This window comes from Streptomyces sp. NPDC086077, assembly GCF_040686175.1.
GTDB lineage: Bacteria > Actinomycetota > Actinomycetes > Streptomycetales > Streptomycetaceae > Streptomyces.
The window spans coordinates 1-2,828 of record NZ_JBFBJT010000296.1 but is presented as its reverse complement, the minus strand read 5'-3'; the positions used below and the strand labels follow the sequence as shown (position 1 = coordinate 2,828).

At 56.8% G+C, this 2,828-nt stretch carries 1 rRNA gene; it reads right to left on the bottom strand.

The annotated features are described in order from the left end of the window. Positions 1–58: 58 nt before the first annotated feature. Positions 59–2,828: ribosomal RNA gene (locus AB0O67_RS37100) — 23S ribosomal RNA — on the bottom strand; the annotation flags it as partial.

The window sequence follows — 2,828 nt, the reverse complement described above, 5'->3', positions numbered from 1 at the left end:
CAACATGGCGGCAGCGTTGTTCGTGGTTTCAGAACCAACACAGTGGACGCGAGCAACTGAGGACAAGCCCTCGGCCTATTAGTACCGGTCAACTCCACACGTTACCGTGCTTCCATATCCGGCCTATCAACCCAGTCGTCTACTGGGAGCCTTACCCTCTCATGGAGGTGGGAGCCCTCATCTCGAAGCAGGCTTCCCGCTTAGATGCTTTCAGCGGTTATCCCTCCCGAACGTAGCCAACCAGCCATGCCCTTGGCAGGACAACTGGCACACCAGAGGTTCGTCCGTCCCGGTCCTCTCGTACTAGGGACAGCCCTTCTCAAGACTCCTACGCGCACAGCGGATAGGGACCGAACTGTCTCACGACGTTCTAAACCCAGCTCGCGTACCGCTTTAATGGGCGAACAGCCCAACCCTTGGGACCGACTCCAGCCCCAGGATGCGACGAGCCGACATCGAGGTGCCAAACCATCCCGTCGATATGGACTCTTGGGGAAGATCAGCCTGTTATCCCCGGGGTACCTTTTATCCGTTGAGCGACGGCGCTTCCACAAGCCACCGCCGGATCACTAGTCCCGACTTTCGTCCCTGCTCGACCCGTCGGTCTCACAGTCAAGCTCCCTTGTGCACTTACACTCAACACCTGATTACCAACCAGGCTGAGGGAACCTTTGGGCGCCTCCGTTACTCTTTAGGAGGCAACCGCCCCAGTTAAACTACCCATCAGACACTGTCCCTGATCCGGATCACGGACCCAGGTTAGACATCCAGCACGACCAGACTGGTATTTCAACGACGACTCCACCTGAACTGGCGTCCAGATTTCAAAGTCTCCCAGCTATCCTACACAAGCCGAACCGAACACCAATATCAAACTGTAGTAAAGGTCCCGGGGTCTTTCCGTCCTGCTGCGCGAAACGAGCATCTTTACTCGTAGTGCAATTTCACCGGGCCTATGGTTGAGACAGTCGAGAAGTCGTTACGCCATTCGTGCAGGTCGGAACTTACCCGACAAGGAATTTCGCTACCTTAGGATGGTTATAGTTACCACCGCCGTTTACTGGCGCTTAAGTTCTCAGCTTCGCCCCACCGAAATGGAGCTAACCGGTCCCCTTAACGTTCCAGCACCGGGCAGGCGTCAGTCCGTATACATCGCCTTACGGCTTCGCACGGACCTGTGTTTTTAGTAAACAGTCGCTTCTCGCTGGTCTCTGCGGCCACACCCAGCTCGAGGAGCAAGTCCTCTCACCAGACATGGCCCCCCTTCTCCCGAAGTTACGGGGGCATTTTGCCGAGTTCCTTAACCATAGTTCACCCGAACGCCTCGGTATTCTCTACCTGACCACCTGAGTCGGTTTAGGGTACGGGCCGCCATGAAACTCGCTAGAGGCTTTTCTCGACAGCATAGGATCATCCACTTCACCACAATCGGCTCGGCATCAGGTCTCAGCCTTGTGCGCGACGGATTTACCTATCGCACGGCCTACACCCTTACCCCGGGACAACCACCGCCCGGGATGGACTACCTTCCTGCGTCACCCCATCACTCACCTACTAACCGCTTGGTCCGGCGGCTCCACCACTCCCCTCAACTCCGAAGAGATCAGGGCGGCTTCACGGCCTTAGCATCACGATGCTCGATGTTTGACGCTTCACAGCGGGTACCGGAATATCAACCGGTTATCCATCGACTACGCCTGTCGGCCTCGCCTTAGGTCCCGACTTACCCTGGGCAGATCAGCTTGACCCAGGAACCCTTAGTCAATCGGCGCAAACGTTTCTCACGTTTGTATCGCTACTCATGCCTGCATTCTCACTCGTCAACCGTCCACAACTCGCTTACGCGGCTGCTTCACCCGGCAGACGACGCTCCCCTACCCATCACAGCGGGCGTTGGCCCTCATGCTGCAATGACACGACTTCGGCGGTACGCTTGAGCCCCGCTACATTGTCGGCGCGGAATCACTAGACCAGTGAGCTATTACGCACTCTTTCAAGGGTGGCTGCTTCTAAGCCAACCTCCTGGTTGTCTGTGCGACTCCACATCCTTTCCCACTTAGCGTACGCTTAGGGGCCTTAGTCGATGCTCTGGGCTGTTTCCCTCTCGACCATGGAGCTTATCCCCCACAGTCTCACTGCCGCGCTCTCACTTACCGGCATTCGGAGTTTGGCTAAGGTCAGTAACCCGGTAGGGCCCATCGCCTATCCAGTGCTCTACCTCCGGCAAGAAACACACGACGCTGCACCTAAATGCATTTCGGGGAGAACCAGCTATCACGGAGTTTGATTGGCCTTTCACCCCTAACCACAGGTCATCCCCCAGGTTTTCAACCCTGGTGGGTTCGGTCCTCCACGAAGTCTTACCTCCGCTTCAACCTGCCCATGGCTAGATCACTCCGCTTCGGGTCTTGAGCGTGCTACTGAAAACGCCCTGTTCGGACTCGCTTTCGCTACGGCTTCCCCACCCGGGTTAACCTCGCAACACACCGCAAACTCGCAGGCTCATTCTTCAAAAGGCACGCAGTCACGAGACACGTGCAAGCACGCATCCGACGCTCCCACGGCTTGTAGGCACACGGTTTCAGGTACTATTTCACTCCGCTCCCGCGGTACTTTTCACCATTCCCTCACGGTACTATCCGCTATCGGTCACCAGGGAATATTTAGGCTTAGCGGGTGGTCCCGCCAGATTCACACGGGATTTCTCGGGCCCCGTGCTACTTGGGTGTCTCTCAAACGAGCCGCTGACGTTTCGACTACGGGGGTCTTACCCTCTACGCCGGACCTTTCGCATGTCCTTCGCCTACATCAACGGTTTCTGACTCGTC